The sequence below is a fragment of the Robertkochia sediminum genome (assembly GCF_016786255.1).
Lineage (GTDB): Bacteria > Bacteroidota > Bacteroidia > Flavobacteriales > Flavobacteriaceae > Robertkochia > Robertkochia sediminum.
In genome coordinates this window covers 4,156-8,745 of sequence record NZ_JADMKT010000080.1, presented here as the reverse complement: position 1 = coordinate 8,745, position 4,590 = coordinate 4,156, and the positions used below count along the sequence as shown (strand labels likewise).

Here is a 4,590-nt window from a genome sequence, read left to right as displayed (position 1 = left end):
AACCCCTGTAAAACCTAGGCACTCCCACTTTTTTATAACGTAGTTTTCAGCTATATTTAAGTGTAATTCGGGCGCACAAAATGCAGGATCTTCTATCCATATTGTTCTACATCAGAAAAAGCAGGAATAAAAATGCTACTAAGGCTACGGTCTATTTACGCATTACGTATAGTGGAAAACGCGCCGAAGCGAGCACCTTCTTAAGTGTTCCGCTCGGTAAGTGGAATGCAAAAGCCAATAAGGTGATGGGACATTCAGCAGAGGCAAAGCGCGTCAACCATCATTTGGACATCCTCAGAAAACACGTTTTCCGGGCCTATCAGGAACTACTGGACCAGGAAGAAGAGATTAGCGCGATCAGGATCAGAAACAGGCTTGTAGGCCTGGAGGAAAGCCGACATAACATTCTTGAGGTATTCGAAACCCACAATCAAAAGATGGAGCAATTGGTGGGCAAAGACTTTTCCTTTCGCACCCTTCAGCGCTACAAGACCACGAAAAGCCATCTTACCGAATTCATCAAAGCGGAATACAACCTGGAAGACATGAGTGTAAAGCGTGTCGAATTGACTTTCATCAATGCCTTTATCTACTTCTTAAAAACTGAAAAGGATCTTGCACATAACTCGGCCATGAAATACCTGGCGTATTTCAAGAAGATCGTAAGGATATGCTATGCCAACGGTTGGATCGACCAGGATCCCTTTTACAACTTTAAGGTGAGGCTTCAACAAAAGGAAAGGGAGTTCTTAACCCGTAAAGAACTAGTGAGTATCATCCAAAAGGAATTCAGATACAAGCGCCTGGAACAGGTTAGGGATCTGTTTATTTTCTCCTGCTACACCGGACTTTCCTATAGCGATGTCTGCAAACTTACCTCTGACGATATTGTTCTGGGTATTGACGGTGATCAATGGCTAAGGGTGAAGCGAACCAAAACGGGAACGATCAGTAACATCCCCTTACTGGAAATGGCTCAAGAAATCATTGAGAAATACAGGGAACAGGAACTTCCCAACAACGCGCTACTACCACACTCCAGCAATCAGAAGACCAACAGTTTCCTAAAGGAGATCGCTGTGCTCTGCGGCATCACCAAAGACCTTACCTTCCATATGGCCCGCCATACGTTTGCCACCACGGTAACCCTGGCCAATGGTGTGCCTATAGAATCGGTAAGTAAGATGCTAGGTCACCGATCCATCAAAACCACCCAGCACTACGCCAAGATCATCGACCGGAAGTTGGGAGAAGACGTAGGACTACTCAAAGAGAAATTAAAGCAACTGGATCAAAGCAGCTCCGCTATCAAATAACCCTTCTTTCCCAATTAATTTTTTACCCTTTTATGTTTGGCATGTTTGGGAACTGCTGAATAAAGTATCGTGATAAAAATAGCTCGTTTACCCGGCCTGGATGAAGGGCCTGTAAACGAGCTTGTGGAATTATTACTTATAGTTTATGTACGGTTGTTGCCAAGAGTTTTATTCGGATTCTTTGTCAATTTCCCTCTCGTAAAATGAACTCCAAAAAGTTTCATCATATTTTACACGGTTTAAAACTGTCTGGTCCTTTTCTCTCCATTCATATTCAATGTCCTCGACATCCTTTAATTCAAAATCATACAAATGAGAATCTAATTCGATAATTCTACGATTACGTATGTTTTCATTATTTATTGATTCACTATATCTTCTCCTAAAATATTGAGTCGCGTAATATTTGTCATTATTATTAATTTGAGAATAGACACAAATATTTTCCTCCTTAATTGTCGTTTCAACTATGTCTGTATAGTTTTCATAGCCTTTGAAATGCTTCTTTATTTCTTGTTTTTTTAGTGTAGTTTCCCAATTCTCAATGACCTTTACAATAGCAAAATTGTCTTTATTTATATATACCTTACCCGAATACTTTGTTGGATAACTTCTATTGGTGTAGTTCCATTTATTTCGCTCTGTTTCAAATGCAATTATATAGGTTTCATCATTATTTTTATTGTTTGACTTGACGAAGTTTAGCTTAAATTTCTTGTACTTTCTTTTGTGTAATATGTTTGCGTACCGAATAGCATTTTGCCGGTAAGCGAAGAATTGGGACGAATATTTATATTTTTTAGGGTTTTTATTGACATTCCACTTAATTTGTTCAACTCTTTGGGTTATGATATAAGGTGATTGATAACCTTCATCTTCATCTTTGGTAATCAATTCTAAATCTAATTGATTTTTGTCATTACTATTAATAAGTACTTTTCCGTACCTAAAGAAATTAAAAGGTTCTACAGGATGATTTTCTTCTTTTTTGGTAATTGCATTCTTTAGTACTGACAAGGGTGATAAATATCCTGTAATCACTACTTCATCTAATTCTACGAATTTTGGTTTTAAGTATACTTTTTCATTAAGGCCATCAAGTAGAATTTCTAGTGTTTCGAAACCAAGTGATGAAATCGTTACGAGTGTAGTTTGCATCATCTGTTTCCTGACAGGAAGTTCAAAATTCCCATTTTCATCTGCTACGCGAAAAATTTCTTCTTTTTTGAGAATGAGGTTCGCAAATGGCACTGGCTGATTGGTTTTTTTATTCAAAATTTGACCTTTCAGTACAATACTTTGACCTTCTTGTATTTGTTCAATTTTCTTGGTTAAAGTCAGCTGTTTAGCAGAAGTCTCAATAGAATCTGTTTTAGTCTCTAATTTTGGTAGTGTTGCTTTTTGAATAAAGAGGTAACCATCGTGAAGTTGGTCTAATCTTGCTTCGGTAAAGTCAATAAAATTCAATAACCGGGTCGCTTTTGTAAACCCCATACCGTCTTGATCGGAAGAGACAAATAGATAAGGAAGTTTTAAGTTGCTTAACTCATACTCAAACGAGTTTTTTTTGATGGGTGTTTTATGCCATTTTTTAGTGCCCAAATCTATAAGCGAATCATTAGCGTGTATGGTTGCCAGGCTATAAGATTTATCTTTTAATTCTTTGTGTATGTAAGATCCCATTGAAACAAACTCATTCGCAATTGGCTTTTTTATGCTTGAATTATCATTGATAATATGAATGTTATCTGCCCAACAAATGATTTTTTCATTTGGATTTCTTTTGATGTAACTCAATAGATTATCAGCCATTTGTTTGTCCCTAATATTATTGTTTTTATTTCCAAAGTCGTTTGTTAGTATTTCTTCTGTGTTGTTATGTGCATCTTGAGAACAAGCTAAAAGACTCTTGGTAAATTGTTTCCAATGATAATTGATGTCGTTTTGTTCTAATTTATTTAATTGCTCAATTATTCTTTTTAGCTCTTTTTCATAGTTTTTATATTTAATATCTTCTTCCTCAATAGTTACATTGTCCAAAACGCCTTCGATAATAATTCCAAAATCGTCTTCATCGAGTTTTAATGCTATTTTTGTGGTTTCTAAATAGTCAAAGAAATCTTCTATAAATTGTGCGACGTTATTTATTTGTGAGTCAAAACCTATTACTTTTAAATTGTTGTCATCTATATAGTTGACAAGCCTTTGAAACTCCAAACTGCTTGACCACACACCCCAAATAGCATTGTTGAATACTTTTGGGTCAAATCCATTTTTGTTCATTTTCCATATGTCGTACATGGAAGATTCCATTGCAATAGTCGTGAAGCCTAATTCCTGATGTAGGTATTCAACAATTCGAGCTTTCATTTCAAATATGTTACCATACATATGAGTTTGCTCTCCTAGCATTACAACTTGTTTGTCTTTTAATTCAGGTTCTAAAAATGTCAAATCCGAAATCTCTTTAGATTCAGGTGGTAGAAGTGTTGTTGACTGTAATTCTTGCGATTTAACAATGAATGTGAAAAGACAAAAAAGTATGGTTAATTTAAATTTCATTCGATTTAAACTGATGAGTGTTTTTTGTTCTAGAGCTCTGGTGCTCAACGGCAGGGCTCGTATGTTTGCCCTAAGTGTTTAACGGTTAAGAATTTTCTTAAATGTAAGATACTATATTTAGAACCACAATAATCAGATCAAAAAGAAGGGATAGCGTGGTAGGGCTAGATACATGTTCATGATATCCCGTCATAGAGTTAGCACCCTTCTTTTTACTTTCTTTGAACTTGAACAGTACCAGGGTCCCTGAAGGAGACCGGATCTAAAGCGAGCAAAAGTGCCTGAGGAAGTACGATCTTAAATTTTAAAATACCATGAGTAAATCCCTTGAACCCTTGCGACTATCGATCGGTATTGATGTTTCTAAAGACATGCTTTCCATGTGCTCTTGTGTGCTGGATATCAATTTAGAAAAGCATTTTGAGCACCCGGAAGATCAACCCAATAACCCACAAGGTTTTCGTCGTGTGCTTCACTGGATCAGTAAACTGCCACAGGCCCATGTGGCTCCGATCGTAGTGATGGAAGCTACCGGGGTGTATCACGAAGCCCTGACTAACTTTTTATACAGTTCCGGGATCGATGTGAGCATCATGCAGGGCGGTCGCGTAAAGCGGTATGCCCAAAGCCTGGAACAACGTTCCAAGACCGATATGTTAGACAGCCGGGTATTGGCTAGCTTGGGTGTGGAACGCAGGTTGACGCTGTGGTC

The 4,590-nt window shown here is 37.4% G+C and carries 3 protein-coding genes; 2 read left to right on the top strand and 1 reads right to left on the bottom strand.

What is annotated here, in order from left to right:
- Positions 1-80 precede the first annotated feature (80 nt).
- On the top strand, positions 81-1,316 hold the full coding sequence (locus tag IS446_RS13330; RefSeq protein WP_203061254.1) for a site-specific integrase: 1,236 nt from the start codon (positions 81-83) through the stop codon (positions 1,314-1,316).
- A gap of 168 nt (positions 1,317-1,484) precedes the next feature.
- On the opposite strand, the gene IS446_RS13325 is transcribed toward IS446_RS13330, so the two are convergent.
- Complete coding sequence (locus tag IS446_RS13325) at positions 1,485-3,878, bottom strand: erythromycin esterase family protein (RefSeq protein ID WP_203061253.1); 2,394 nt, start codon at positions 3,876-3,878, stop codon at positions 1,485-1,487.
- Positions 3,879-4,192: 314 nt separating this feature from the next.
- Between IS446_RS13325 and IS446_RS13320 the strand changes: the two genes are divergently transcribed.
- The coding region (locus tag IS446_RS13320; protein ID WP_203061252.1) for an IS110 family transposase at positions 4,193-4,590 on the top strand (398 nt) is incomplete at its 3' end.

Coding starts and splice junctions, on each gene's coding strand:
- IS446_RS13330 (WP_203061254.1), top strand. CDS start 81: ATGCAGGATCTTCTATCCATATTGTTCTACATCAGAAAAAGCAGGAAT.
- IS446_RS13325 (WP_203061253.1), bottom strand. CDS start 3,878: ATGAAATTTAAATTAACCATACTTTTTTGTCTTTTCACATTCATTGTT.